Genomic DNA, 23,763 nt, shown 5'->3' with positions numbered 1-23,763 from the left:
GCCATGCGGTGTTCAGCGTCTTGATCTATTCCGTGTCCGGCGGGTGAGGGCGCGCGCGAGGATGGAGGCCAGCGTCAACCCGACCGCGGTGCCTGTCATGAGTGCCCAGGGACGGCGGGAGCGGGGACGGTCCGGCGGCGGAGCGGGGGCCCGGTTGTACTCCTCGTCGAGAATCCGGTGGAAACGGCGGGCGCGCTTGGTGTCCGAGGTGCTCAGGCGGGCTTGGCGGGCCTCGCGCCAGTAGGCGCGTCCGGGATGGGCGCTGAACATCTCGCGGGAGATGGCGCGCAGGCGTGTCTCGGGGAGGGCCTTCGTCTCGAACGACATCTGCCATTCCGAGATGATCATGTTGATGTACATGAGCTGGCGCCGGGCCTTGCGGCTCTCCCCCGCCGGAACCGGCCCCCACGCCTCATCGAGGTCGGGATCATCCATGGCCATCTTGAGCAGTTCGGCGATCGCTATGCGACGTGCCTCTTCACGCGCGATCTTCGTTTCGCGCGCCTGGAAGATGAGCGTCGCCACGATGCCCACCAGCGCGACAGCGGCCAAGAGCGCCGACGCAGCGCCGTAGGTCTGGCCGATGAAGCTCAGTCGTTCCCAGCGGGCGGTGGACCCCCCGAAGGCTTGCAGGGCCCACGGTGATGCACCGATCAGACTGAGGACCACAAGGGCGAGGAGACTGAGGCTGAGCGTTCCCAGCCTTGTGCGACCCGTGCGAACGGAAGCCATCTAGGAACGATAGATCAAACCGCAGGCGCAGGCAGGGGAGCCACTTCCCGCTCGAAGAAGTCGAGCAGAAACTCGCCCTTTTGGAAGAGGCGGGAGATCTCGGCCGCGGCCGTGCTGATCACGTAGTCCCCACTGAGGCGCTTGGCGCCGGCGGGCGTCCAATCGGGCAGGTAGCGAACCTCATAGAGGACTCGTCTCCCGATGACCACGATCTCGGGCAACTGCCGGCGAGTTTCGAGTGATGCGAGATCAGCGGCCGGGAGCACGCTCAGTTCGAAGCCTTCCTCCGCGAGCATCCGCAGTGCGTACAACTCCCATTGGAGGTACGGGGTCAACGGATATTCGACCACTCGGACACGCTTGATCTGCAATCCCTGCCGTTTGTTGTGGCGAGCCTCCGCGCGCACGGCTTCGCGATCCTGCTCCAGGAGGTCCAGGGATCGTTGCCAGTCACCGGAAAGGAACGCCTCCCAGCTGGGGTCGTCCACTTCCCGGAAGGTCTGGGAGCGCTCGAGCTTCCAGATCACACCTCGCAGACCTTCGACCTGGCGGGCGAAGTCGCTGTGGTAGGCGGCGTGGTCCAGCTCATCCCCGGAGAGCCGGTGGATCTCGTCAAGCATCGCGGATGTCCGGTTTGGCGGCGGCCAGCAGGCGACCGGAGATGATCACAAGGCGCTCATCGGAGCCGATGCGGACGCCGGGCGGAAGCCGGTCACTGTAGGCACCGGTAGCGTCCCGGCCGATCACGGCGATGTCGCCGTTGTCCAACTCCCAGATCTCCGGGCAGTCCTGCGTAGTGCGGCTGTCACCCACCTCGGCGGCCGTCTTCCCCAGCCTCCGATGGAACCCCGCACCATGGTCGGCTTCCCAAGGCCTGGCCATGCTGTAACTCGCTTCCGGTCGCTGGTGTTAGTAGAAAGTTTCTCTCGGCAGCGCTGAACCGACAAGGCCTGTCCAAAACGTTCTTTCGACGGTGAGTTGTACACAAAGGGGACGTGAACGCCCGAAATGTTCGCGTCGGAGACGACGGCCGCCCCTCTTCGCTGGTAGACGGCTTTGCCGTATGGCGAACTGTTTTTTGGAAGACAGATGAACGATTTTGGAACTGGGCTCAGACGAGGTGGAGTTGTCCTCTTCCGGCCACACGAAGCGGTAGCTTGAAGAGGCGTTGTGCTTCGCCGGTGGCTCCGGCGATGCGGCGGCCATGCGCGCCCGCCAGGGCGAGGCGTGCGCCAGGCTCACCGTCCAGCGGCCAGTCGATGGACGGGGTCAGCCGCGTGACGGCCGCCGCGTCCCCGGCACCGGCCGAACTGGCGGCGCGGGTCGGCCGGGCGCGGTCGCTGATCATGAGCAAGCACATAGCGCTTGCCGCCTCGGGCCGCGACCCCGGGTGGCGACCGGACGCCCGCTGACCGTCACCCATCTCGGCCGGTGCCTGGGCGGTCATCACACGGTCCAGTTCGTGGGCGGCACGGCCCGATTCAACGGCCGCGCGGAGGGCTGCCGCGGTCAGACGATGTCGCCGGGATGGTCCAGCCAGACGCGGTCGCCGGTAGGTGACACGGTCAGGCCGAAGCGGTCGCGGCCGGGGCTGCGATGGGCGATCCAGTCGAAGTAGGCCGACACCGCCAGATCCCACAGGGACCGGTCTCCGCCCTGTACGACATCGAAAGAGTCGCGGCCCGGTTCGTAGTGAGCTTCGGCCCACGCGTCCGCGCTCCACAGGCGCAGCGTGTAGGCAGCGCCGTCGTGTGCGCCCCTGGCGCACACACCCGGTAGCGCCGCCCCCATCGCCAGGTCGGCTCCCGCCGGGGCGTAGCCGATGGTCCGGGGGTCGATGTCGGTCGTGGACCGGTCCCCGTGCCGGTCGGAGGCGTACCATTCGGGGTGACGCTGCGTCCGCATCATCATGTACGAGGCGTACCCGGTGAACCGGCCCACGGCGGTACCGTCCGGCATCACCACGAGCCGCAGTTCATGGCTGGACCCGAACCCCGGGGCGTAGGGCGTCACGATGACCCCGCCGGGGCGGGTCTGCTCCACCCACGCATACGGCACGCGGGCGACCGCGCAGGTGGCGTGCACTCGGTCGTAGGGTGCTCCCTGCGCCCAACCGTGAGCGCCGTCCCCCACGATGAGCCGAGGCGCAAGGCCGGCCCCCTTGAGGTTGACGGCGGCCCGCGCCGACAGCGCAGGATCGACCTCCACGCTAGTGACGTTCGCCGAGCCGACCAGATGCGACAGCAGCGCGGCCGTCCAGCCGGTACCGGTGCCGACGTCCAGCACCCGATGCCCCGGCTCGACATCCAGCAACTCCAGAAGGGACACGACGGTGCTCGACGCGGACAGCGACGAGGTGAAGCGGCCCGCGCCGGTCGTGAGGTCGGTCGCGCCGTCGTCGAGTTGGGTGATGATCGCGTCGTCGCCGTAGACCAGATCAAGCCAGCCTTCGGGATCGGCCTCCTCGCTCACCCGGTCGCCGTCGCCGGTCCAAGCCACGGGCGGCGCGAACACGTGCCGGGGGACGTCATGCAGCGCCGCCCTGACGCGGTCCTGCGTCAGCCACCCGGCGGCGGTCAGCCGCTCGGTCAGCGCCTCGACGCGCTGCATGACATCTCTCATCAGCCGATCACTTCCCCCGCTTGCCGTCGCCCTTGTCGTCCTTGTTCGGCGGCGGAATGGGCTTGTCTGGTTTGTGGCCGTTCTTCTCGGCGGAGTCCTCGTGCTTACCCATGGTGCTGCACCTCCTCGAAGTTGTCCTCACAGCCGAGGAGACCCCCGATACAGTCGGGGACGCCACGCTGACGGGACCTCATTCACGGTTCATTCACACCCTCATCCCGGAATGGAGAGAGGATCGGGCCATGGCTTCCCAGCAGCCCGCCGGCAGGCCGGAGTCCCCGTCCACCCAAAGAACCTCCTTCGGCGCGGCCCTGACTCGGTGGCGCGAGCAGCGGACTATGTCGAAGAAGAAGCCGGCCGCCGCGATGGGCTTCGACCCCTCATACGTCAGCCACGTGGAGGCGGGACGCCACCCGGCGAGCGAGGACTTCGCCCGGAAAGCCGACAGCGTGCTCAGTGCCGGCGGCGCACTGTGGCAGGCGTGGCGGAGCGACGGGCCGCTCCGAGCTGCCGGCTCCGGTGCGAGCGACGCCGATGGCCTCGTGGTGGAGGAGGACCATGCCCGGCTGGAGTACGACGGGACGGTTTACCGGCCGATACAGCGGCGCCGTCTGTTCAACGGCGGCGCCGAACCGGTCACCCGCTACCTGATCCGCATCAGCGTCGACCGCTACCCCGGCCGCCCGGACCGGTCCAACGCGCTGTACCGGGCCAGGCCGCTCACCTGGGACGAACTCGCGCTGACCGCGTCCTGCGACGGAGAGCCCATGAGCTGGCGCCCCAAGCAGGACCGCGACTCCTTCAAAGAGGCATGGCTCTGCCTAGAGAACGACCGCGGACGCTTCCCCCTCTACCCCGGTCAGCGCTCGACCATCGAGTACGGCTACCAGGTCGACGACGGGCGGTGGGGCCCGTGGTTCCAGCGCGCGGTCCGCCTGCCGACCCGGCGCCTGTCGGTCGAGCTGGTGTTCCCTGCCGGACTGGACCCGGTGGTGTGGGGCACCGAGACCTCCACCACCGCAGAGGCCGTCCCGCTGCGCACTCCCATCACCCGCACCGAGGACGGGGACCGGCTGGTGTTCTCCTGGGCCACCCAGGATCCGCCGATGGGCGCCCGCTACCGGCTGGAATGGCGGTTCCGGACCAGCGACGACGACACCGAGCAGCACCGTCCCCAATTGCGCACGGCCAGCGACCGGATGAGGGCCGCCGGCATCGTCCAGCGTGGCGAACCGATCCTGGCCACCACCGCGCGCCCGTTCGATCTGCCCGCCGAGGCCGGTGAGGCCAACGACGTCGTCGACCAGTTGTTCGCCGCGATGCAGCGAGTCCGAGAACACCACGTGTTCGGCAAGGGCATGGGCTTGGCGGCCCCGCAGATCGGGATCAGCCGCGCCGCCGCCGTCATCGCCCCGCCCGATCCGGACGCCGAACCGCTCGTGCTACTCAATCCCCGCGTGATCAGCGCATCGGCCGAAACCGACGAGCAGTATGAAGGCTGCCTGAGCTTCTTCGACGTCCGCGGCCTTGTGCCCCGTCCGCTCAGGTTGGAGGTCGCCCACACTCGGCCGGACGGACGGCAGGTGGTGGCCGTCCTGAACGCCGCACTCGCGCGTCTGGCCGGGCACGAGATCGACCACCTGTACGGACAGCTCTACACCGACCGGATGCGTGAGGGCGTCCACCCGATCCCCGTCGAGGACTACCGAGGTACCGGTCAAGCCTGGACCTACCGCTGAACCGCGGCCGTTGTCTTGTGGGCGGCGGTCGCAATGCGTGGTCGTGGGGCCGTTCGGGGCGGCAGGAGGGCGTGCCATCGGGTGACGCGTGGCTTGCTCCGACCTGCCATCAGGGCAGATCATGTGCTCCGCACTTGATATCGGCGGCCAGCCGGCGGAAGCGCTCGGCCGGGAGCGTGATGCGGGGGCCGCTCGGGTCCTTGCTGTCTCGCACGCCGACCGCACGGGGAAGCGCGCCAGTTCGACGCAATCGGAGGTGGCACTGCCGCCGCTGCGGCTCGACTAGCGCCAGTTCATCATCGGTAGTTCGCCGGTAGGAGGCAAGATCACGGAAGGTCTACCCGCGACACGGGCGCCGTTCGGTCATGGAGATGCCAGCACCGAGACGAGCCGCTGAAGTCCCGCCTCGGCGCCAGTGCACCGGCTACGGCCGGTCGAGTGATCCCGCCCAATCCGCTGGAGCAGCCTGCCGGGGGGACGGGTACTGCCCCGCCTGGGTTGGGGGACGGTGTAGGGCGTGGCCATGAGGAAGGTGGCGGTGCGGCGGGTCGTCCGGGCCGGGGGGACGGGACGACTCGCCGCTATTCCGGCGGGGCGGGCCGCCGGGATGGTCGGTGGTGGGGGTCAGTGCGTGCTGGTGGCGGACTGGACGGCCGTGCGGAGGGCCGCGCGGGTCAGCAGGAGGACGGGACCGTCCGGGTCCTTGCTGTCCCGCACCGCCACCGCACCGGCCACGTCCGCCAGCTCGACGCAGTTGCCGCCGTTGGAGCCGCTGTAGCTGCTCCTGCGCCACTTGGCGTCTGTCAGGTCCATTTTTCTCGGATGACCTTTCGGATCAGTTCGCAGGACATTTCTTGTGTAAGTGCCCGGGAACGGAGGTCAATCAAGGTACGGGCCACGATGGAAAGTTCTGCGGGGTTGTCCGTCGTGATGCCGCGGATTGCAGTCTCGATGTATGCGACCTCGCTGCGATCCTCCATCGTGGCGACCACGAAAGCCCCCATGTTGCCGTCATGCTCGCCACTCCCCAAGACTACTTGAACCGTGACGTTGGGCAACGTGCTCATGCTGATCAAGTGCTCCAGCTGCTCCCTCATCGTTTCGGGGGTGCCTACCTGCCGGGTGAGCACCTGCTCGTCGATCAGCAGCAGCAACGAGGGGGGAGCTTTGCCGTCGTCCCTGGTGAGGATGGCCTGGCGCTTGATCCGAGCGTCTGCGGCCTCCTGGTTGCCGCGCAAGATCGCCAGTGCGTAGGCCGGAGTCTGAGCCAGACCAGGAATCACCGAGTGCTCGTAGCAGACCAGGATCGCTGCGTCTGCTTCGCTCTGGGGCCAGTCGAACCAGATCGGGACGGGGTGACCGTCCTTGTTGAGGTCCTCCCACAGGCTGACGAGCGAGCCGCCAGCCTCCAAGTGGTCATCCACGATCTCGACGAAGGATCGGGTGGCTCGCCTCTTCCCGTTCTCGATTCGGCTGATCTGGGCACCGCTCATCGTTGTCACTTGCGCGATGCTCTCCTGCTTGACCCCTTTCGCCTCCCGCATTCGGCGCATCTGACGGCCGAAGGCAACGAGGGCCGGGGACTCACGGGGGCGCTGACGCCGTGGGGGCATGGCTCTTGCCTCTCGATGGAACCTACCAGCAGTGATCATGCACTTCCCAAGACCTACCAGTAAGTCTTGGTAGCCACATCGTAGTCTGAAAATGGCGCACTGTGTGCTGTACGCCACACACAGTGAGGAGAGGTCATGGGTCAGGCGGCGACGCGTAACGAGATGGTGGTGAAGCAGGACCTCAAGGTCGTCGCAGAGGTTCGGCAATTCGTGCGGCTGGTCACAGCCGAGTACGGGATGGACGACTTCGTCCCGTGCCTGGTGGCCAGCGAGCTGGTGACGAACGCCCTGCACTACGCGTCCGAGAAGGACGGCGACGTGACGCTGCGGCTGGACCGCACCGTGGACGACGCGCTGTGGATGGAGGTCCAGGACGCGACCTGCGACCTGCCGCACGTCCAGCAGACCGACACGGACAGCGAGGTCGGCCGGGGCCTGTTCATCGTCGACCAGTTCTCCCGCCGCTGGGGCGTCCGCCCGCTGGCGGATCAGGCCGGCAAGGTCGTCTTCGCGGTCATCGACCGCACGTGAAGAGCACGCGGAGGGACGACCCCCAGTTCGTCCCTCCGCTATCCACCGGACCGGCCCCGGATCTTCCGCGACGTCCGTGCGGACATGCGGTGATCGAGGTGTAGGCCGAGGCCCACTGACTGATGTCGCGAGGTGGGCACGACTGGGGAACCCGACCGATCACGGAAAGGCAGAAAGATCGCATGGGCCAAATGCGCCCTTTGAACGTCCAGGTTGAGCGGCACGTCCTGCGGTGGCGAACGTACCGGGGCCGCGCTACGGCGGAAAGGTTCCTGAGTGTGTTGGCCGTGGCTCTGGCGCCTCGGGGATGGCGCCTCGTCCGGCTCTATCGCGCGCAGGATTTCCCGGTGCCGTTGCTGTGGGTCTACGCCGGCGGCCTCGACGATGGCGTCGGGCTCGGAGTGGTCGTGCTGGCCGTTCCGGGTGGCGCCTGGGCCTACCACGACGCCGAGCGGGGACGACGCGGCTACCTGGCCCCCTGCGGTGACGCCAAGGCCGCCGCCGAACAAGTCGAGGACCTGCTCAAGCACCGCATGTATCCCGGCACCTGGTAAGCCGCAAGAGGGAAGCTCCTTGGGGTGGGGCTCAGAGATCGGCCCCCTACTCTCGGCGGTGACGCACCGCCCTGGCTGGGGAAATCAGGCCCTCGTCGTCACCGCCCGCCCGCCTCTCTGCCTCACCCCCGGAGCAGAGAGGCGGGGCACCCTGAGGATACGAGCCCCGCCGCCCGCGTGAGGATGCCCTACCTGCCCCAGCCACCGGACCAAGCCCAGGCAACCTGCCGATCAACTCAGCCACTGCCCGGCCCTACGACACAAGGCTGATCAAAGGTTGGAAAGTCACAATGATCAACGCATCAACCCACCCCCATAGTTTCAAGACCTACGAGTCAGGAAAATCGTTACCAGCGACTACCAATAGATCGCTACAATCTCCGCGTCAAGAAGCCGACCATCCTTCTGGTTTGCTGGCTGCGGGTTCGGAGCAGGAATAGAGTCACTGCCGTTGAAGGTTTCAAGCCCCGCCTGTCGCCGGGCGTTCATCCGCAACTTAGCGGCGACCACGGGTTCGATCTCGCCTCCACGCCGCGAACTAATGAACTCACTGATGGCCCGAAAGCCTTCACGGCTTTCAATCACGGAAACGAGCAACTCCGCATTTTCGCCGGCGAGAACTTCCAGGCGGGACCGATCAGCCTCATCGAGGGCAATCCCGTAATGCTGCGCCAACAACTCTCCATAGGAGACAAGCGCAGAAAATCTCGGCTCAACGAACCCACTCTGCACCTGGCCCCCTTGAACTATGGAGCGGAGCACATTAGGCCCAAGCGATTCCAGTTCTTGTGCAATCTCGGCAGACACTTCGCCCAGCACATTTACCAATTTTACCGCAGTCCACGAGTCTCGAAGTCCGTTTTGATTTAGCCTACAAAGAACACGCATTCGCGACCCTGAAAAGAGTACGCGCCTGACGTCCTTCCAAAAGAGGTTTTGCTCTGCAACCCCAACCAAATAGGTGGGCTTCAAATTTGACAGTGCAGAAGCAGGCAATTGCGCAGCCACATCACGGTGAATCAAGTACTCCCCACTCGCCATGGTGAGCGAAGAATAATCAGGGATGAGACAGTAAATAGGGACGAGTCCACCCATCAGCCTATCTAGCAACTGACTCATTTCGGTCGCCTTGCGAAGCCCATCCCTGTCTATGACAGATGAGAAGTCCGCACTACTGGCGGCCATCTCCGCAAAAGACGAGAGTATCGCATTCACCCGGTACAGGTCGTCCGCCCTCAGTTCGACCTCGACTTCAGCCAATTTGCCACGATCTAGAGTGCCAGCCTCGATTATCCAGGGACGGAACTCGGTTGGAGCAGCCAAAAAGCTTCTGATATCGACTTCTACAGGAACTCTGCCTTCAACCGGTCGCATAGCGAGTGACTCTCGCTCGTTGATATAGAGATCCCTAAAGGTGGCCTGAATAGTAGCTTTTCGCAGTACCTGACTATTCTGAGTGCGTGTTGTCTCCAGTCGTGACCCGATTCTAGGCTTGATAACGCCCGCACTGCCCGCGAACTCGCTGTTTAGTTCAGCTCGTGTACTGTCCGTCAAAGTATCCGTGAACTCGCTCGGTAACGCGCCCAACCGAGAAGAAAGCAGGCTGGTAACACTAACCTCATCCAGATACACGAACTCCCGAAGTGTACGTAGTTCTTCTGCGGCAGCTCTGGCCTTCTGCCTGCGACGCCTCCACCATGCCTTGATGCGCTTTATCATGCCTTTTCCCTCTCTTGTTGAACCTTAGCGCTCGCGGCTCTCTCACGAAGCTTGCGCTCTAGGACGCGCTCGAAGCCTCCGAGGTAATCCTCAGCAAGAAGACACTCCCGGTCGTCACGGATTGCCAATGGGGCGGCTTCACGCCATATGGCTGCAAGGTCCGCTGGCGTCCAACCATCGGTTCGTTCGGCAACTAGTGCATGTGGCAAATCTTCCTCGATATTCAAGGAACGCGCAGACACTCTAAGAATAGCCTCACGATCTTGCCTGGAAGGCAGCGGGAATTCGATCTCCCAATCGAACCGGCCAGGACGGCGTAATGCCGGATCGATAGACTCCAGCCTGTTCGTGGCAGCCACAACCACTACATTGGCGTCCGACCTGAAGCTATCCAAAGAAGTGAGCAGTTGATTGACGAGCCGCCGAGATGCTTCATGGGCGTCGTCGGTCCTCCTGGAACCAATGCTATCAATCTCATCAAAAAAGATAACAGCACGTTCCTGAAGGGCAGCGTCCTCAAAAATATTCCGTATTAGCTCCTCACTTTCACCCAGCCACTTACTGACAATCTCTGGCCCATTAATGAGATAGAAAACTGCGTCCGCATTATCGGCAATAATTTGTGCCAGCATAGTCTTGCCGGTACCTGGAGGGCCCGTGAAGAGCACACCCTTGATAGGTTTCGCTCCGATCTTCTCGAACGCCCTATGATACTCGAGTGGTAGGTTAATCAATTCCTTTGCACGTTCCACGATCTCCGGATAGCCGCCAAAATCCTCAAACCTGGTCCTGCTTGGTGACGAGATCTTGAACCGGTCGGGCGATAGGTCATCACTCAGCGAGATATCGAGAAGCTTTATAGGCTTCTCTGAGATAATGCCGATGATGTGATCAGGATGATCAAAGCCCTCAACCGTATAGCCTTCTCTAAGGTTGAGCTCTGGAGGCTTGGGGTAAAATTTCAACTGTCCGCCGACATCAACAACGACTCGTTGCTCGCCCACAAACTTAACTACCCCGAGCCAAGGTTCTTTCGGCCAGATGTCGTCCGGAGCTTTGTCCAAGCTGCCACGCTCAAGGTCGATCAGTACTACATCGCCAACCACCAGCCTAGCTTCGCCAATATTATCGGAGCTCAAAGTTTGCCCATTGCGCATCTCGAAATATGCAGTGGATCCATTTTCGCTTAGATGAATAACACGGGCCACCGTCCGCGGTTCACTAAATTCTGCATACATGGCGCTTAAACAACCTTCCAGCTATCAGTATCTTTTGTTAAGACAAGTATCGAAAACGCTGCCCTTGTGGCCGCTCCATTTTCAGTCCCTTCGATCGAGAGCGGCTGATCGCACCGCCGGTGATCTACAAGGCGAGCCGCTCCCGGCCAATGGGTCGTTGAGCGCGAAGTTGATGGACAGGTGTTTGATCAGTGTCGGCTTCACACCTCAGCGCCCCCAGCATCGTCGGGCGAGATGCGCCCTTCCCACCCGGACGCGCGAAGACGTTCGGCGAACACCGCGTGCGCTTGACGGTACTCCGCCTCCCGGTCGGCCTTGTAGAAGGGCGCCTCGTAGCCGTCCGGGACGGGCCCGTTGATCTCGGGGTCCAGGTGGTCTTGGAGCTGCTTGAAGTGCTCCTTGGTCTGCCCGCAGCCGAACGTGTTGTGGTTGCCCGCGATCTTCCGCCCGTTGGCGTCGAACCACATCTGCGCCTCGTAGTCGGACATGACCGGGTACCGAGACCTGTAGATCGCGACAAGCTGGTCAGCCGTCATCCCGAGCCAGAGAGCAACCATCGCATCCAACTCAACGAGTGCCGCCCTTCGCTCGCGTTCCGTACGGAGTGGCGTGTCGTACTTCCACTCAGGCGTCAGGATGGCTGAGTGATTTAGCGGGGTCAGCTCCGGCCAGTCCACCGCCCATGTCTCGTCACTCCAGGCGGAGTTATAAAGCTCAGCCCAGAGATCGCCGTAAGCACTGGTTAGGCAATTGAGCCGGAGCGCACGAAATAGTAGAGCTGACGCGAGCGGGTGAGAGGGTGCCGGCGCTGGCATTGCCTTGGCCTCAGCGTATTGAAGATCCCCTCGACCGGTGATTCTGAGTAGGTAGTCGAGGGGCAGTGCAGCCCAGAAGCCAGCAGCTAATGCGGTTTCTTTATTGCCCGGAAGCGCCAGGGTGTGTACCGCATGAACATGGGCAGGCCCGGGGGGGATCAAAGCGGCGAAAAGGGAGCGCTCTCCGTTGAACGGAATCATTCGGCGCCAGGCAAGCCGGTAGAACTTGGTGTACCGACGTAGGGTACTGTCAGGCGCTCGCCACTTGTCTTGGGCGGCCTTATAGGCTTCATTGTCCGCGGCTTGCACGTAGTTTGTTGCGGGTACAGCATTGATCTCAAGTGTCGTGAGATCCTGAGGCTGATCTGAACTTTTGAAACGAGGCGGCTGTTTGGCGAATGGAGTAGCCACGCTAAAATGCGGACCTTGAAGGATTACTGCATCCCACGTCTCCGGGCTCCCCGTCTCCCATCGAATCAACCCAGCCGCACGCGCACGCGCCTCGTCATGTCCTCTACTCACGCCCAAAATATTTGACCCGAGTCGATTATCATATGCAGCGAGTGCTGTGATAGCGCCCGCCTCTGCAGTAGTTACCGGATACAGCAATGGAGTCTGCTCCACAGGGAAGTCGCTAGTACCAAGGAGACGCCTCCATTCCCGCAAGGCAACCTCATCCACCTCGACGACCCTGGCACGATGAGGACGAATATCCCATTTGCCAGCATGCTTGATCCCTGGTATCTCACCTGAACCGTCATGATTAAGGGACTCCGGGACCAGTTCCACACCATAGAGCTCACTCAGATGACGGAAGGCGATATCACTATCAGACCCATAGATGTGAAGCCCAAACTCTTGAGTTCTACTCAGATCTTCGAAAGCCCAGTTGGCTGCATTTATGAAGTTCGCGTGGACTCTTAGGTGACGATAAGCTGCGGCGCGCAGATCGCGAGCTTCCTTCATCCCACCGAAGTGCGTATCCGGATGAATGAGTCCTGCCGCCCCCGCATACTTGAGATTACTCCACACGCGACACATAAAGGCCCGATAGAGATCGGGTTGCATCCCAACCAAGAGTGGATAGGTAGGAGTGGAGCCAAGGAAAGCCAGCATTGCGATGGTGACAACCATTTCATCTAGATAGAATCGCTTATGTCTATCCCTTGCAAACAGTTGCACCTTGCGTGCACGCCAATCCTCCGTGCTCGGGTTTTCGGTCAGAATGAACCATGGCTCAATTTCAGCAAGGACCGGTGCCTCGATCCAGCGAGGGCGGACCCACGGTGGGTTACCTACTTGGAGGTCGAAGCCGCCTTCCTTGTAGATCTGGGCGAACATGAGTTCCCAGTGGAAGAAGCCCTGCTCTTTGGCGATCCGCTCTGCGATGGTCAGCCAGGGGAAACGCGCGTTGAGTTGCTCTGGGGTATCCATCCCCGTCCACTTCGGAACATCGTCCTCATAGTCTTCGAGCTCCCGGAGGTCTGCAAATTGGTCTGAGAGGGTCTCTTTCCTTACATCTTCTCGACCGAGGACAGCTTCGGCGAAGTCGAGCCAGTCGTCTAGTCCCATGAGCGGGATCACACGGCGTACCGGGGCGAGCTTGGGCCTGTAGTTTCTAAAGGTCTTCCACCTGGCACCGCCTGCGGTGACGACCTTGGCCTCAGTAAGGGCCGCGTGCTCGATACCAAGCTGTTCGTGGCCGAGGCTGATAAGGGAGTCCATCGTGTAGGTCTTTGGGACACCGATGTCCGCACTCAACGGCGCAGAAGCATCTTCATCGTCATCCACCGGATAACGGACCGGCTCCAACTCGCCTGCGTCCGCGTCGTACTTCTCATCGGTGCCGTCCAGAAGGCCAACATCGTTGAGTGGCCAGAACCAGAGAGCGCACCAGGCGTCCATGACCGTCTTCAACCGCCAGTACGGCGTTCCGGGCGCGGTGAGGTCCGAGTAGACCTTTTCCTTAGCGAAAACCTCTTTCGGCTGCTTGATCCAGTCTGCGCCCCACACATCAATGGCGCGGCTGATCTCGCGTTCGGAGATGGAGAGCCGCTGGATGACCAGTTTCCACAGGTACTCAGCACGCCGGGAGAGAGCCTGGAGGCGCTTGAGCTGGGAGGTCTTGCGGCCCTTGTCCGAGACCCTCGCCCTCATCTTCTTGCGCCAGGCGGCGAGCTGCTTGGCCTGCTTGGGCGCCAGGTTCTTGGCCTCCTTCGCCCCCGCGACGGCTCCCCAGCCTTCGGCGGGCACCAGGAAGTGGTGGACCTTGCCGGACGGGATCTCGCCATCCCGGAACGGAATCTCCTCCGGGGCCTCCTTCAGCCAGGTGCCCTTGGTGAGCTGCGCAGCGTCGTAGACCTTGCGGCCTGCGCCGATCAGGGAGTTGCCGCGTCGCAGATGCAGCCCGAACCACGGGGCCTGGAGGCCGGGGTGCATGACGTTCAGCCACAACGACACCTCGGCCAGCTCGATCGCCGTGTCGTTGAGGTCCACCCCGTACGAGTTGTGCAGCGCGATGTACGCCTTGACCCGCTGCAACTCCTCCTCGTACTTCTCCGGGTCGATGTCCTTGCCGAGTTCCTTCTGACGACGCTTGAGGTACTCGGCGGCGACCTGGTTGATCGCCTCGTTGAGGAACGCGCCCGACCCGAGGGCGGGCTCGCAGATCTTCCAGCCGAGGATCTCGCGGGCCGTCGTGGTCGTCCCGTCCTGGTCGAGTCGGTACTTGAGCGCGAGCTGGACGGTGACCTGCGTCAGCGACTCGGGCGTGTAGTACGACGCCGACGTCTCGCGGTCGCGGCCGGCGAGGCGGTAGACGAACGACCCCTTCTCATACCGGAGGAACTCCTCCTCGCCGTGAAGGTCGTCGTCCTCGCTGCGGCGGACGAAGACGTCCTGCGGGTAGTCGCCGGCCTTGGACGCCGGGATCATCCACGAGCCGTCCTTCGGGTCGCCGTTCTTCGCGACCTCGTACAGGTCCTCGCTCGCGATGAACCCGGTGTACGACATCAGCCCCTCGTACACCGCGCCAAGCTGGTTGATGCCGAGCTGCGCGTACGAGATGAACCCACCACGTTCTTTACGCCGTCCCTTGGTGAGCATGAGGCGGCGCAGCACGCGATGGAGCGTCTCGTTGCGGAGGCGCGTGTCGATGACGCGCTCGTCCTCGTCGTCGTCCACCGAGATCGAGCCGATGAGCTTCACCGACTTCGGCTCGAACAGGTCGGAGCGGAGGGGCTCGAAGCGCAGGCCCTCGCCGTCCGGGCCGTCGTCGCCGCGGGCGGTGCGGGGCCGGTAGCCCTTGTTGACCATCCGGAACAGCAGGTCGAGCGACTCGTACAGGTGGAACGAGTTGCGGGCCTGCTCGCCGGACAGGTCGTTGACGACCAGGTCGCCGAGGCGGGCGAGGCTGTACCCCTTCAGGTAGTCCTGGTCGTTGGTGGGAAGGATGCCGAGGTCGGGACGCGCCTCCGCGTACAGCAGGAACAGGATCCGGTACAGGTACCGCAGCGACTCGCGGCCGAGCTGGGCGGCCAGCTCGCGCGACTCCATGATTTCCTCGGGGTCGGCGCCCTGCTCGCGGATGCGGTGGAGGACCTCGTTGGCGATCAGTTCGACGGACTCCTTGAGCCCGTCCCGCAGCTCCTTGGAGACGCCGACCGCGTGGTTGCGGGAGCTGGTGAGGAGTTCGGCGAGCGGCTCGTCGCCGCCCTCGGCGGGCGGCAGCAGCGAGTCGGCGCCGAACAGGGCGGCGATGACCTCCAGTTCGGCGTTGTCGTTGCGGCCGAGGGCGACGTCCAGGCTGACGGCGATGTACCGGCCTTCGCCCCAGCTCGCGCGGTCGGCCAGCACCAGCACGCCGCCGGCGAGGATCAGCACGTAGCGGGGCGGCTCGTCGGTGGCGAACAGCCAGGACGCGAGCTTGGTGCCGTCCTCGATCCGCTCGTTGCCGTCGAGCTGGAGCTGGTGGAGCAGGCCGGAGTCCATCGCGGCGTCCACGTCGGTCGCCCAGCCGCACTCGATGGCGATGAGGTGCTGGTCGGCGTAGGCGACCTGGACCACATGCTCCTCGTCCGTCCGCCGGACGGTCAGCGCGCGCGGCTCCGCCTCGTACCCGAGGGCGCGCAGGATCGTGCCGTGCAGCTCGCCGAGCTTCTTCCGCCATTCCGGCAGGTCGTCCGGGACGAACTCCTCGTCGCGGAGCTGCTCGTCGAAGTCGGCGAAGTACTTGCGGTCGGCGAAGTAGGGCTTGCCGAGCGCGCGGAGCCCGCGGCGCGGGGTGACGCGGCCGTCCTTCTCCTCGTCCGTCCAGCGGGCGTGCAGTCCTCGTTTGATGTCCTTCGGGAGCACCTCGGCCAGGTAGTGCGCCGAGAAGTAGTCGCCGCGGTTGACCAGCGAGTCGAGCCTCACTGCGTGGCCTCCTGGGGGACGAGGACGGCGAGGACCCGCAGCAGCGGCTCCCCGGTGGTCTGCAGGGAATCGAGCAGGCGCCGCTGCCGCTCGACGGTGTCGTCCACGCGTTCCTTCGTGCGCTGGGTGGTGTGCGTGCCGTCGAGGGTGAGCTGCCGCCACGACTCCAGGTGGTCGCGGTAGTCGTTGAGCGGCGCGACGATCTCGGCGTCGTAGTGGGCGCGCCTTTCCTCAAGGTGGCGGCGGGCGGTGGCGACGGCGTCCGGGATGCGGGCGGTGAGCGGGGCGAGGTCGATGGGGCGGCCCGTGTTCGTCATGTCCGGGCCGACGCCGGCGGCCGTCAGGATGTCGGGCATCTTCCCGGGCAGGACGCGGCCGGACGCGACCGCCATCCACTCCACGACGGTCGGCTGGCCGAAGTGGTTCGAGTACACGCCCTGCACCAGGTACGTCGGCTCGTCCACCTGCGCGACGATGACGGGCGCGGTCTGCCGGCCGAGCTGGACCAGCACCTTGTCCGTCACCCACTCCACGAGGGGATGCAGGTCGGACAGGTAGGCGATGTCGGGCCACAGGGTCTTCTGGTCGCGGGCCTCGGCGAGCTTCCGCTTCGCGAGCTCCTCGTCGAACGTGACCTTCATGCGCTTCTTGATGTCGTGCGTGCGCAGGTAGTCGGCGGGCAGTGCGGACAGCCGGTGCACGAGGTCCTTCGGCGGGGCGAAGGCGAGGAGCTCGCCGTCGTCCTCCAGGCCGGGCAGCAGGTTCAGCGTGTCGATGGCCTCGCCGACGAACTCGCGCGTGTCCGCGAACAGCCGGGGGACGTCCGCGCGGGGCGGGGCGCCCTCGGTGACCTGCCCCTCGATGGGGCCGAGCAGGTCGCCTAGCAGGTCGTCGATGGGGACGTCCGGGACGGACTCCTCGACGGTCTTGCCGGCGAGGAGGTCCTGGATGAGGCGCCGCTCCTCCGCCTCCGGCCGGTACTCGCCGGTGATGGCCTCGGCGGTGCCGAACGCGCGGTGCGCGGTCTCCTCCTTCTCCAGCAGCTTCGCCGAGACCGTCCGGTCGTCCTTGACGCCGTCGAGGCGGGAGGTGAGCAGGAGAGCGGAGAACTGGGGCTGGTGGCGCTGCCCGTACCGGTCGATGCGGCCGTTGCGCTGCTCGATCCGGATCAGGCTCCACGGCACGTCGTAGTGGATCAGGTGGTGGCACTGCCGGTGCAAGTTGACGCCCTCGGACGTGACGTCGGTCGTGACCAGCAGCCGGACGTCGCTGCCGCTCAGCCCGAACCGCTCGATGATCTCCATCTGCTGCTGGTCGGTCATGCCGCTGCCGAGCATCTTGTCGACGGCCTTGGCGGGCAGCTTCAGCCGCTTCGGCAGGACCTCCGCCAGCCAGTTCACCGTCTCGACGCTCTCGGAGAACACCACGGCGCGGTTGCCGTCCCGGACGACGATCCTCTCCAGCTCGGTGACGAGCGCGTCCAGCTTGGACGAGTCCCTGTCGGTGATCTGGTCGGCGAGTTCCTTCAGCGTGGTGAGCGCCCGGATCTCGCGCTCCTCCTTGGCGTTGCGGAGCCGGTTCGCGACCGTGCTCTGCAGCGCGCGGTGCGACGACAGGAACGCCTTGAGCAGCGTGTACGGGAACAGCCGGTTGCGGGAGCCGGCGACCGGGCCGCCGGTGCGCTCGTCCCCCGCGAGCCACACCCGCGTCAGCTCCTCGAAGACCTTCTCCTCTTTCGGCGTGGCCTGGCAGGTGATCGGGACGGACGGCCCCCGGTCCGGCCACTTCGCGCCCATCTGGTCGCGGACCTCCGGGCTGATCTTGGTGCGCCGGATGTAGAGGTGGTCGATCTGCTTGGCCTCGTAGTTCTCCGCGTCCACGATGGCGGCCGGGTCGAGCATCCGGATCAGCTCGGCGAAGGACTCGGCCTTGCCGTTGTGGGGGGTGGCGCTGGCCAGCAGGAGGGCGTCCGTGCGGCGGGCCAGCAGCTTCGCCAGCCGGTTGCGCAGGGTGCGCTCGCCGATCAGGTTGTGCGACTCGTCGATGACGACCGCGTCCCAGTGCATGTGCTCCAGGTGCTGGCCGTACTTGCCCTCGTTCTTCAGCGTGTCGACCGAGACGATGATGCGCTTGTAGTGCGTGAACGGGTTGCGTCCGGCGGGAAGCTCCTGCTGGATGCGCTCGATGCCGACCGAGTCGAGGCGGATCAGCGGGATCGCGAACCTCGTCCACAGCTCCCGCTGGAACTGTTCGAGAACCTGCTGCGGAGTGACGACCAGGATCCGCTCGCCGCGACCGCGCCGGATCAGCTCCGCCAGGATCAGGCCGATCTCCAGGGTCTTGCCGAGGCCGACCACGTCCGCGATGAGCAGCCGGGGGCGGACACCGCGCAGCGCCAGCTCGGCGGGGCGCTGCTGGTAGACGAGCGGGTCGAGCAGGAACCGGTCGGACAGCGCTAGGCCGCGCTCCGTCTGCGGCAGCGGGGTGCGGCGCAGGACCGCTTCGAGGAACAGCCGACTCTTCGCGAAGCGCGGCGTGTCGTCCTGTTCCAGGACGGTCTCCTCCGGGCGGAGCAGGCTCACGTCCTCCAAGTCGGTGAAGAACACCGCCTCCTCGTCCCGCACGAACTCCGAGGCGCCCACCGCCGTGATCTTGTGCCCCTCCGCCACGCGGGCGCAGGTGCGGACGATCCACTCCGCGTCCCGGACCTCGATACGGGCGCCGGGCGGATAGGCGGTGTCGGTCACGAACGTGCCTTTCTCAGAACGGGGCGGTCACGGCGTAGGCGGCGCGGAGGCGGTCGGCGAGGCGTGCCACCACCGAGCCCGGCGGCGCGACCTGCGACAGGTCGACGCGGCGGCGCGGGGGCGGCGGGACGTCCTCGGGATCGGACTCGCGCTCCACATAGGTTGCCAGCGTCAGCGCCCGGATCGCCGTCGGCAGCGGGCCGCACAGCGCCTCCAGCGTCGTCCGGGCCTCCGCCACCGTGGGCCTGGCATGCGGATCGTGGGCCAGCATCGCTGCGACCGGTTCCGCGAACGCGTCCGGCAGGCCGCTGAGGTCGGGCGGGGCCTCCGCGGAGATGATCTTCGCCATCAGGGCCACGACGGTGTCGGCCTTGTAGGGGTAGTGGCCGGTCAGCGCGTAGAGAAGGGTCGCGCCGAGCGCGTGGACGTCCGCCGCGGCGGTGATGTGCTTGGGCGTGACGGCCTGCTCCGGCGCCATGCACGCCGGCGTGCCGAGCGTCGCCGTGGACGTCGTCAGATCGGTGGGGCCCTCGGCGAAGGCGACCAGGCCCAGGTCGATCAGCGTAGGGCCGTCGCGTCCGAGGATGACGTTGGCGGGCTTCAGATCGCGGTGCAGCAGCTCGGCCGCGTGGACGTCGCGCAGCGCGTCCGCGAGCAGGACGCCGAGGGCGGCCGCCTGCTCGACGTTCAGCGGGCCGCGTTCGCCGACGAACTCCTTGAGCGTGAGGCCGCGCACGTACTCCATCGCCAGCCACGGCTGCTCGTCGTCCGCGCCGGACGCGTCGACGAGCGAGGCGATGTGCGCGCCCTGGACGGTGCGGAGCGCCTCCGTCTCGCGGGCGAAGCGCTCCCGGACCTCGTCCCGGTCGATGAGATCGGCGCGGATCACCTTCACCGCGACCTGCTCGCGGTCGTCGGTGACGCCGTAGTACACGCGCCCCATGCCGCCGAAGCCGAGGCGCCCGTGCAGGGTGATGCGGCCACCGATCCGCCTGGGATCAGACCGGTCCAAGCCCTCCACGCTCACCCGCCCCGTCGTCGCCGCCGGCCGTCCACGCCGCCGTTCGTGCGAGCAGGTTAGCCCCCGGAGCGGCGTGATCGGCAGACACCACCAAGATCAGCTGGAATCCGCGCACCCGTCGCGTCCAGCGTGTCTCGATATATACAGGAAATTGCGTGTTGACTCAATACACAAGGCCGGAAGAGGTCATCGCCGGACCTTCCGGTCGCCGTCCCCAGTACCAGCTAGACGGCTGAACCCCCCGACCCGTTGGCAAGCGGGCCCCTCCTTTCACCCGGAACAGCGGCAGAGCCCCGCCGCAGCGATTCCTTTTGCGCGGCTCCGCGGTCTGTATTGGTATGAGCCTCGACATGCCGGCCGAGCCGGCGGGAGCCGTCAGCACGGACCGGGGAGAGTTCGCGCGTCTGACCGGCGTGTTCCGGCGCGAGCTGCTCGTGCACTGCTACCGCATGCTGTGCTCAATGGACGAGGCGGAGGACCTCGTCCAGGAGACCTACCTGCGGGCCTGGCGGTCCTTCGAGGGGTTCGAGGGCAGATCGTCGTTGCGGACGTGGCTCTGCCGGATCGCGACCAACGCGTGCCTGACGGCCCTGGAGCGGCGCGGGCGGCGTCCGCTGCCGTCCGGGCTCGGCGGGCCGGGCGGCGACCCGCGCCTGCCCCCGGATCCGGCGCGGCCCGAGATCGACTGGCTGCAGCCGCCGCCCGACCGGCTCCTGGACGACTCGCGTTCCGACCCCGCGGCGATCGTCGCGTCGCGGAGCAGGCCGCGGCTCGCCCTCATCGCGGCCAGGGTGGTGGAGGGCGCCGGCGCGGCCGTGCTCCTCCCGCTGACGCTCACCCTGATCAGCGAGGTCTTCCCGGTGGAGAGGCGGGGCGCCGCGATCGGGATCTGGGGCGGCGTGTCCGGCCTCGGCGTGGCCGCCGGCCCGGTGCTGGGCGGGGCGATCACGGAGGGCCTCGCCTGGCAGTGGATCTTCTGGATCAACGTCCCGGTCGGCCTCGTGATGATCCCGCTCGCCGCTCGCCTGCTGCGGGAGAGCCGCGGCCCGCGGCCGCAGCTCGACATCACCGGGCTGCTGCTGGTGGCGGCCGGAGTGGCCGCGGCCTGGCCCGCCCGCCCCGCAGGGGTCCTATTCGGATCTGGCCCGGCGGGCGCGGGCCAGGGCCAGTGAGCCGATGGCCGTGCTGATCAGTCCGACCACCACGGCCACGTAGGCGCCGCCCAGGCCGTTGCCGGTGCCCACGCCGCCGTCGGCGGTGGCCGCGACCACGGCGGCCAGCACCACGGCCGCCACGCCCGCCGCCAAGGCGGTGACGGCTCTGTGCCGCCGGTCCCCGCCGGTGAGGCGGCGCAGCGCCGTCCCGCCGATGACCGCACCGGCCAGCCCGATCAGTACGGCCGCAGCGGCCCCGGCGCGACCGGCGCTCATGTCGTAGGCGGCGGCCGGGCGGAGCGCTTCCTGCAGGGCGAATGCGACTGACATGATCTGTTCCTCCTGGTCGCGGGACTGGATGTGAGCCGATCATGTCGTTTTCGGGCCCGCCCGTCGTCCGGCGGACGCAGGCATTTCCGGCTGCTGCCGATGGCGCAGCCGCCTGCTGCGGGCGCAGCAGGCGGCCCGCCAGCCGGGGTTGGGGGCGGGGTCCAGGTCTGCCGCAGCGCCGTGGAGAGGCTGGACCAGTTCTTTCAGAGGACGAACCCCTCCGGGAAGGGGTCGGTCGGGTCGAGCAGGTAGGTGGCCGTGCCGGTGATCCAGGCGCGGCCGGTGAACTCCGGGACCACGGCGGGGAGGCCGCCGACGTCGGCGGTGCCGACGAGGCGGCCGGTGAAGCGGGTGCCGATGAACGACTCGTTGACGAACTCGGTGTGCAGCGGTAGCTCGCCGCGCGCGTGGAGCTGGGCCATGCGGGCGGACGTGCCGGTCCCGCAGGGCGAGCGGTCGAACCAGCCCGGGTGGATCGCCATGGCGTTGCGGGAGTGGCGGGCGGTGGAGCCCGGCGCCAGGAACTGGACGTGCTTGCAGCCGGTGATCAGCGGGTCGGCGGGGTGGACGGGCGGGTCGGCCTCGTTGATCGCGGCCATGATCGCCAGACCGGCCCGGATGATGTCGTCCTTGCGGGCGCGGTCGAAGGGCAGGCCCAGGGGCTCCAGGCCGGTGATGGCGTAGAAGTTGCCGCCGTAGGCCAGGTCGTACCGGACGTCGCCCAGGCCGGGCACGGCGACGGCGGCGTCCCGGCGCAGCGCGAACGAGGGGACGTTGCGCAGGGTGACGTTCTCCGCGGCGCCGTCGCGGACGGCCACGCGCGCCTCGACGAGCCCGGCGGGGGTGTCCAGGCGGACGACCGTCTCCGGCTCGGTCACCGTCACCATCCCGGTCTCCACCAGGACGGTCGCGACCCCGATCGTGCCGTGGCCGCACATCGGCAGGAAGCCGCTGACCTCGATGTAGACGACGCCCCAGTCGGCGTCCGGGTGCGTCGGCGGCTGGAGGAGCGCGCCGCTCATCGCCGGGTGGCCGCGCGGCTCGTCCATCAGGAAGCGGCGCAGCCCGTCCAGGTGCCGGACGGCGTGGTCGCGGCGCTCGGCCATGGTGGCGCCGGGGATGGGCGGGACGCCGCCGGTGACGACGCGGGTCGGCATGCCCTCGGTGTGCGAGTCGACGGCGGTGATGGAACGGATCGAGCGCATCAGGCGGCCCGGCGGCGCAGCGCGGTGATCGCGCGGTCCATGTCGGCGGCGACGGCGGCGCGATCGTCCGCGCCGAGCGGGCCGCGCGGCGGGCGGCAGGGGCCGCCGTACCGGCCGACCAGGTCCATGCCGAGCTTGATGGCCTGGACGAACTCGGTCCGCGAGTCCCAGCGGAACGCGGCGACCAGGGGTTCGTACAGGGCGCGGGCCTCCTCCAGCCTCCCGGCCGCGCCCAGCTCGTACAGCCGCGCCGATTCGGCGGGGAAGACGTTCGGGAACCCCGCGAACCAGCCGGTCGCGCCCATCAGCAGGGACTCCAGCACGACGTCGTCGGCGCCCGCCACGACCTCCAGGCCCGGCGCCCGCTCCTTGATCTCCAGGACGCGGCGGACGTCGCCGGAGAACTCCTTGACCGCGACGACGCCGTCGATCTGCGCGATCTCCGCGAGCAGGGCGGGGGTGAGGTCGACCTTGGTGTCGATCGGGTTGTTGTAGACCATGACCGGCAGCCCGGCGGACGCGACGGCCTCGTAGTGGGCGACGACCTCGGCGGCGTTGGCCCGGTACATGGTCGGCGGCAGGCACAGCACGCCGTCCGCGCCGTCCTCGGCGGCGAGCTCCGCCCAGTGCCGCGCCTGGTGGGAGCCGGGGCCGTGCACGCCGACGACCACCAGGCCGTCGCCGCCGACGGCCTCGACGGCGGTGCGGGCGACGCGGCGCCGCTCCTCGCCGGTGAGCGACGAGTACTCGCCCAGCGACCCGTTCGGGCCGACCCCGCGGCAGCCGTTGTCCACCAGCCAGCGGCAGTGCTCGGCGTAGGCGTCGTAGTCGACGGCGAGGCCGGCGGGCGCGGCGGCGTCCGCGCGGTAGGGCAGCGCCGTGGCCACGACGACTCCCCCGAGACTCGGCGACGTGCTCATCGGGCGCTCTCCTCCTGGTCGGAGACGGGGGGACTCGCGAGTTCGCCGAGCCGGATCGGCTGGGCGACGGGCCGGTGGTGCGGGTTCCCCGCGTCCACCAGGCCGGTGAGCAGCTCGGCGACCGCCGGGCCGCAGATCCGCGCCTGGCAGGGGCCGAGGCCGGCGCGGGTCCGCAGCTTGACGGCGCGGGCGGAGGCGAGGGCGCCGGCCGCGCTGAGGAGGTCGCCGTAGGAGGCGTCCTCGCAGCGGCAGACGATCGTGCCGGGGCGCAGCCAGCCGCGCCAGCCGGGGCCGATCGGGTGGGCGGCGGCCAGCCGGCCGGCGAACGCGCGGGCCCGGTCGCGGCGGCGGCGGACGCCCGCCCCGAACCGGGCGCCGGGGGCGCCGCCGCCCCCCGCCCACCCGGCGAG

21 protein-coding genes are annotated in these 23,763 nt (G+C 66.8%); 4 read left to right on the top strand and 17 right to left on the bottom strand.

What is annotated here, in order from left to right; genetic code table 11:
• Nucleotides 1-12: 12 nt before the first annotated feature.
• From ABTW95_RS26250 to ABTW95_RS26230, 5 genes are all read right to left on the bottom strand, one after another.
• Nucleotides 13-732 (bottom strand): DUF6082 family protein, encoded by a 720-nt coding sequence (locus ABTW95_RS26250; protein WP_396451319.1) that lies wholly within the window; start codon nucleotides 730-732, stop codon nucleotides 13-15.
• A gap of 14 nt (nucleotides 733-746) precedes the next feature.
• Entirely contained in the window at nucleotides 747-1,352 is a 606-nt protein-coding gene (locus tag ABTW95_RS26245; RefSeq protein WP_396451321.1) for a DUF6879 family protein, read from the bottom strand.
• Nucleotides 1,345-1,614: a hypothetical protein gene (locus ABTW95_RS26240; RefSeq protein ID WP_111831261.1), complete on the bottom strand. Its 270-nt coding sequence runs from the start codon at nucleotides 1,612-1,614 to the stop codon at nucleotides 1,345-1,347. Before ABTW95_RS26240 ends, ABTW95_RS26245 begins: the two co-directional genes overlap by 8 nt.
• A gap of 229 nt (nucleotides 1,615-1,843) precedes the next feature.
• Entirely contained in the window at nucleotides 1,844-2,080 is a 237-nt protein-coding gene (locus tag ABTW95_RS26235; RefSeq protein ID WP_500227680.1) for a hypothetical protein, read from the bottom strand.
• A gap of 161 nt (nucleotides 2,081-2,241) precedes the next feature.
• Nucleotides 2,242-3,354 (bottom strand): methyltransferase domain-containing protein, encoded by a 1,113-nt coding sequence (locus tag ABTW95_RS26230; RefSeq protein WP_500227679.1) that lies wholly within the window; start codon nucleotides 3,352-3,354, stop codon nucleotides 2,242-2,244.
• 242 nt (nucleotides 3,355-3,596) lie between these two features.
• Here ABTW95_RS26230 and ABTW95_RS26225 point away from each other — a divergent pair, with 242 nt between their 5' ends.
• Nucleotides 3,597-5,093, top strand: a complete 1,497-nt coding sequence (locus ABTW95_RS26225; protein ID WP_500227678.1) for a peptide deformylase — start codon at nucleotides 3,597-3,599, stop codon at nucleotides 5,091-5,093.
• 109 nt (nucleotides 5,094-5,202) lie between these two features.
• Here ABTW95_RS26225 and ABTW95_RS26220 read toward each other — a convergent pair whose 3' ends face one another.
• The 3 genes from ABTW95_RS26220 to ABTW95_RS26210 all read right to left on the bottom strand — a co-directional run bounded on the left by ABTW95_RS26220 (nucleotide 5,203) and on the right by ABTW95_RS26210 (nucleotide 6,706).
• A complete protein-coding gene (locus ABTW95_RS26220; RefSeq protein WP_500227677.1) occupies nucleotides 5,203-5,307 on the bottom strand; it encodes a DUF397 domain-containing protein in 105 nt (34 codons plus the stop codon).
• Nucleotides 5,308-5,717: 410 nt separating this feature from the next.
• Complete coding sequence (locus ABTW95_RS26215) at nucleotides 5,718-5,906, bottom strand: DUF397 domain-containing protein (RefSeq protein WP_500227676.1); 189 nt, start codon at nucleotides 5,904-5,906, stop codon at nucleotides 5,718-5,720.
• On the bottom strand, nucleotides 5,897-6,706 hold the full coding sequence (locus ABTW95_RS26210) for a helix-turn-helix domain-containing protein (RefSeq protein ID WP_500227675.1): 810 nt from the start codon (nucleotides 6,704-6,706) through the stop codon (nucleotides 5,897-5,899). The genes ABTW95_RS26215 and ABTW95_RS26210 overlap by 10 nt, the downstream gene beginning before the upstream one ends.
• A 135-nt stretch (nucleotides 6,707-6,841) precedes the next feature.
• On the opposite strand from ABTW95_RS26210, the gene ABTW95_RS26205 reads away from it, so the two are divergent.
• Together ABTW95_RS26205 and ABTW95_RS26200 are read left to right on the top strand one after the other, a co-directional pair.
• On the top strand, nucleotides 6,842-7,237 hold the full coding sequence (locus ABTW95_RS26205; protein WP_500227674.1) for an ATP-binding protein: 396 nt from the start codon (nucleotides 6,842-6,844) through the stop codon (nucleotides 7,235-7,237).
• Nucleotides 7,238-7,584: 347 nt separating this feature from the next.
• Nucleotides 7,585-7,791: a hypothetical protein gene (locus ABTW95_RS26200; protein WP_500227673.1), complete on the top strand. Its 207-nt coding sequence runs from the start codon at nucleotides 7,585-7,587 to the stop codon at nucleotides 7,789-7,791.
• Between the two features lie 357 nt (nucleotides 7,792-8,148).
• Here ABTW95_RS26200 and ABTW95_RS26195 read toward each other — a convergent pair whose 3' ends face one another.
• The 5 genes from ABTW95_RS26195 to ABTW95_RS26175 all read right to left on the bottom strand — a co-directional run bounded on the left by ABTW95_RS26195 (nucleotide 8,149) and on the right by ABTW95_RS26175 (nucleotide 19,735).
• Nucleotides 8,149-9,510, bottom strand: coding sequence for a DUF6414 family protein (locus tag ABTW95_RS26195; RefSeq protein ID WP_500227672.1), 1,362 nt, complete (start codon nucleotides 9,508-9,510; stop codon nucleotides 8,149-8,151).
• On the bottom strand, nucleotides 9,507-10,748 hold the full coding sequence (locus tag ABTW95_RS26190; protein WP_500227671.1) for an ATP-binding protein: 1,242 nt from the start codon (nucleotides 10,746-10,748) through the stop codon (nucleotides 9,507-9,509). The genes ABTW95_RS26195 and ABTW95_RS26190 overlap by 4 nt, the downstream gene beginning before the upstream one ends.
• 200 nt (nucleotides 10,749-10,948) lie before the next feature.
• Nucleotides 10,949-15,976 (bottom strand): class I SAM-dependent DNA methyltransferase, encoded by a 5,028-nt coding sequence (locus tag ABTW95_RS26185; RefSeq protein WP_500227670.1) that lies wholly within the window; start codon nucleotides 15,974-15,976, stop codon nucleotides 10,949-10,951.
• The gene (locus ABTW95_RS26180) at nucleotides 15,973-18,723 is read right to left on the bottom strand and encodes a DEAD/DEAH box helicase (RefSeq protein WP_500227669.1); all 2,751 of its coding nucleotides are present in this window, start codon (nucleotides 18,721-18,723) and stop codon (nucleotides 15,973-15,975) included. The genes ABTW95_RS26185 and ABTW95_RS26180 overlap by 4 nt, the downstream gene beginning before the upstream one ends.
• 13 nt (nucleotides 18,724-18,736) lie before the next feature.
• Nucleotides 18,737-19,735 (bottom strand): serine/threonine-protein kinase, encoded by a 999-nt coding sequence (locus tag ABTW95_RS26175; protein WP_500227668.1) that lies wholly within the window; start codon nucleotides 19,733-19,735, stop codon nucleotides 18,737-18,739.
• Nucleotides 19,736-20,082: 347 nt separating this feature from the next.
• On the opposite strand from ABTW95_RS26175, the gene ABTW95_RS26170 reads away from it, so the two are divergent.
• Nucleotides 20,083-20,916, top strand: a complete 834-nt coding sequence (locus ABTW95_RS26170) for an MFS transporter (RefSeq protein ID WP_396451267.1) — start codon at nucleotides 20,083-20,085, stop codon at nucleotides 20,914-20,916.
• Here the strand turns inward: ABTW95_RS26170 and ABTW95_RS26165 are convergent.
• The 4 genes from ABTW95_RS26165 to ABTW95_RS26150 all read right to left on the bottom strand — a co-directional run.
• Entirely contained in the window at nucleotides 20,875-21,228 is a 354-nt protein-coding gene (locus ABTW95_RS26165) for a DUF6223 family protein (RefSeq protein ID WP_500227667.1), read from the bottom strand. The genes ABTW95_RS26170 and ABTW95_RS26165 overlap by 42 nt on opposite strands.
• A 203-nt stretch (nucleotides 21,229-21,431) precedes the next feature.
• Entirely contained in the window at nucleotides 21,432-22,433 is a 1,002-nt protein-coding gene (locus tag ABTW95_RS26160) for a proline racemase family protein (protein WP_500227666.1), read from the bottom strand.
• Nucleotides 22,433-23,353: a dihydrodipicolinate synthase family protein gene (locus ABTW95_RS26155; protein ID WP_500227665.1), complete on the bottom strand. Its 921-nt coding sequence runs from the start codon at nucleotides 23,351-23,353 to the stop codon at nucleotides 22,433-22,435. The genes ABTW95_RS26160 and ABTW95_RS26155 overlap by 1 nt, the downstream gene beginning before the upstream one ends.
• The coding region (locus ABTW95_RS26150) for a (2Fe-2S)-binding protein (protein WP_500227664.1) at nucleotides 23,350-23,763 on the bottom strand (414 nt) is incomplete at its 5' end. The genes ABTW95_RS26150 and ABTW95_RS26155, both read right to left, overlap by 4 nt.

Source organism: Spirillospora sp. NPDC127506 (genome assembly GCF_040302145.1).
GTDB lineage: Bacteria > Actinomycetota > Actinomycetes > Streptosporangiales > Streptosporangiaceae > Spirillospora.
This window is presented reverse-complemented; position numbering and strand designations above follow the sequence as displayed.

Excerpts from the sequence above, each read along its gene's own strand:
- ABTW95_RS26190 (WP_500227671.1), bottom strand. The coding sequence starts at position 10,748 with ATGTATGCAGAATTTAGTGAACCGCGGACGGTGGCCCGTGTTATTCAT.
- ABTW95_RS26245 (WP_396451321.1), bottom strand. The coding sequence starts at position 1,352 with ATGCTTGACGAGATCCACCGGCTCTCCGGGGATGAGCTGGACCACGCC.
- ABTW95_RS26230 (WP_500227679.1), bottom strand. The coding sequence starts at position 3,354 with ATGAGAGATGTCATGCAGCGCGTCGAGGCGCTGACCGAGCGGCTGACC.
- ABTW95_RS26205 (WP_500227674.1), top strand. The coding sequence starts at position 6,842 with ATGGGTCAGGCGGCGACGCGTAACGAGATGGTGGTGAAGCAGGACCTC.
- ABTW95_RS26240 (WP_111831261.1), bottom strand. The coding sequence starts at position 1,614 with ATGGCCAGGCCTTGGGAAGCCGACCATGGTGCGGGGTTCCATCGGAGG.
- ABTW95_RS26250 (WP_396451319.1), bottom strand. The coding sequence starts at position 732 with ATGGCTTCCGTTCGCACGGGTCGCACAAGGCTGGGAACGCTCAGCCTC.
- ABTW95_RS26160 (WP_500227666.1), bottom strand. The coding sequence starts at position 22,433 with ATGCGCTCGATCCGTTCCATCACCGCCGTCGACTCGCACACCGAGGGC.
- ABTW95_RS26170 (WP_396451267.1), top strand. The coding sequence starts at position 20,083 with ATGAGCCTCGACATGCCGGCCGAGCCGGCGGGAGCCGTCAGCACGGAC.
- ABTW95_RS26215 (WP_500227676.1), bottom strand. The coding sequence starts at position 5,906 with ATGGACCTGACAGACGCCAAGTGGCGCAGGAGCAGCTACAGCGGCTCC.
- ABTW95_RS26225 (WP_500227678.1), top strand. The coding sequence starts at position 3,597 with ATGGCTTCCCAGCAGCCCGCCGGCAGGCCGGAGTCCCCGTCCACCCAA.
- ABTW95_RS26210 (WP_500227675.1), bottom strand. The coding sequence starts at position 6,706 with ATGCCCCCACGGCGTCAGCGCCCCCGTGAGTCCCCGGCCCTCGTTGCC.
- ABTW95_RS26195 (WP_500227672.1), bottom strand. The coding sequence starts at position 9,510 with ATGATAAAGCGCATCAAGGCATGGTGGAGGCGTCGCAGGCAGAAGGCC.
- ABTW95_RS26165 (WP_500227667.1), bottom strand. The coding sequence starts at position 21,228 with ATGTCAGTCGCATTCGCCCTGCAGGAAGCGCTCCGCCCGGCCGCCGCC.
- ABTW95_RS26235 (WP_500227680.1), bottom strand. The coding sequence starts at position 2,080 with ATGATCAGCGACCGCGCCCGGCCGACCCGCGCCGCCAGTTCGGCCGGT.
- ABTW95_RS26155 (WP_500227665.1), bottom strand. The coding sequence starts at position 23,353 with ATGAGCACGTCGCCGAGTCTCGGGGGAGTCGTCGTGGCCACGGCGCTG.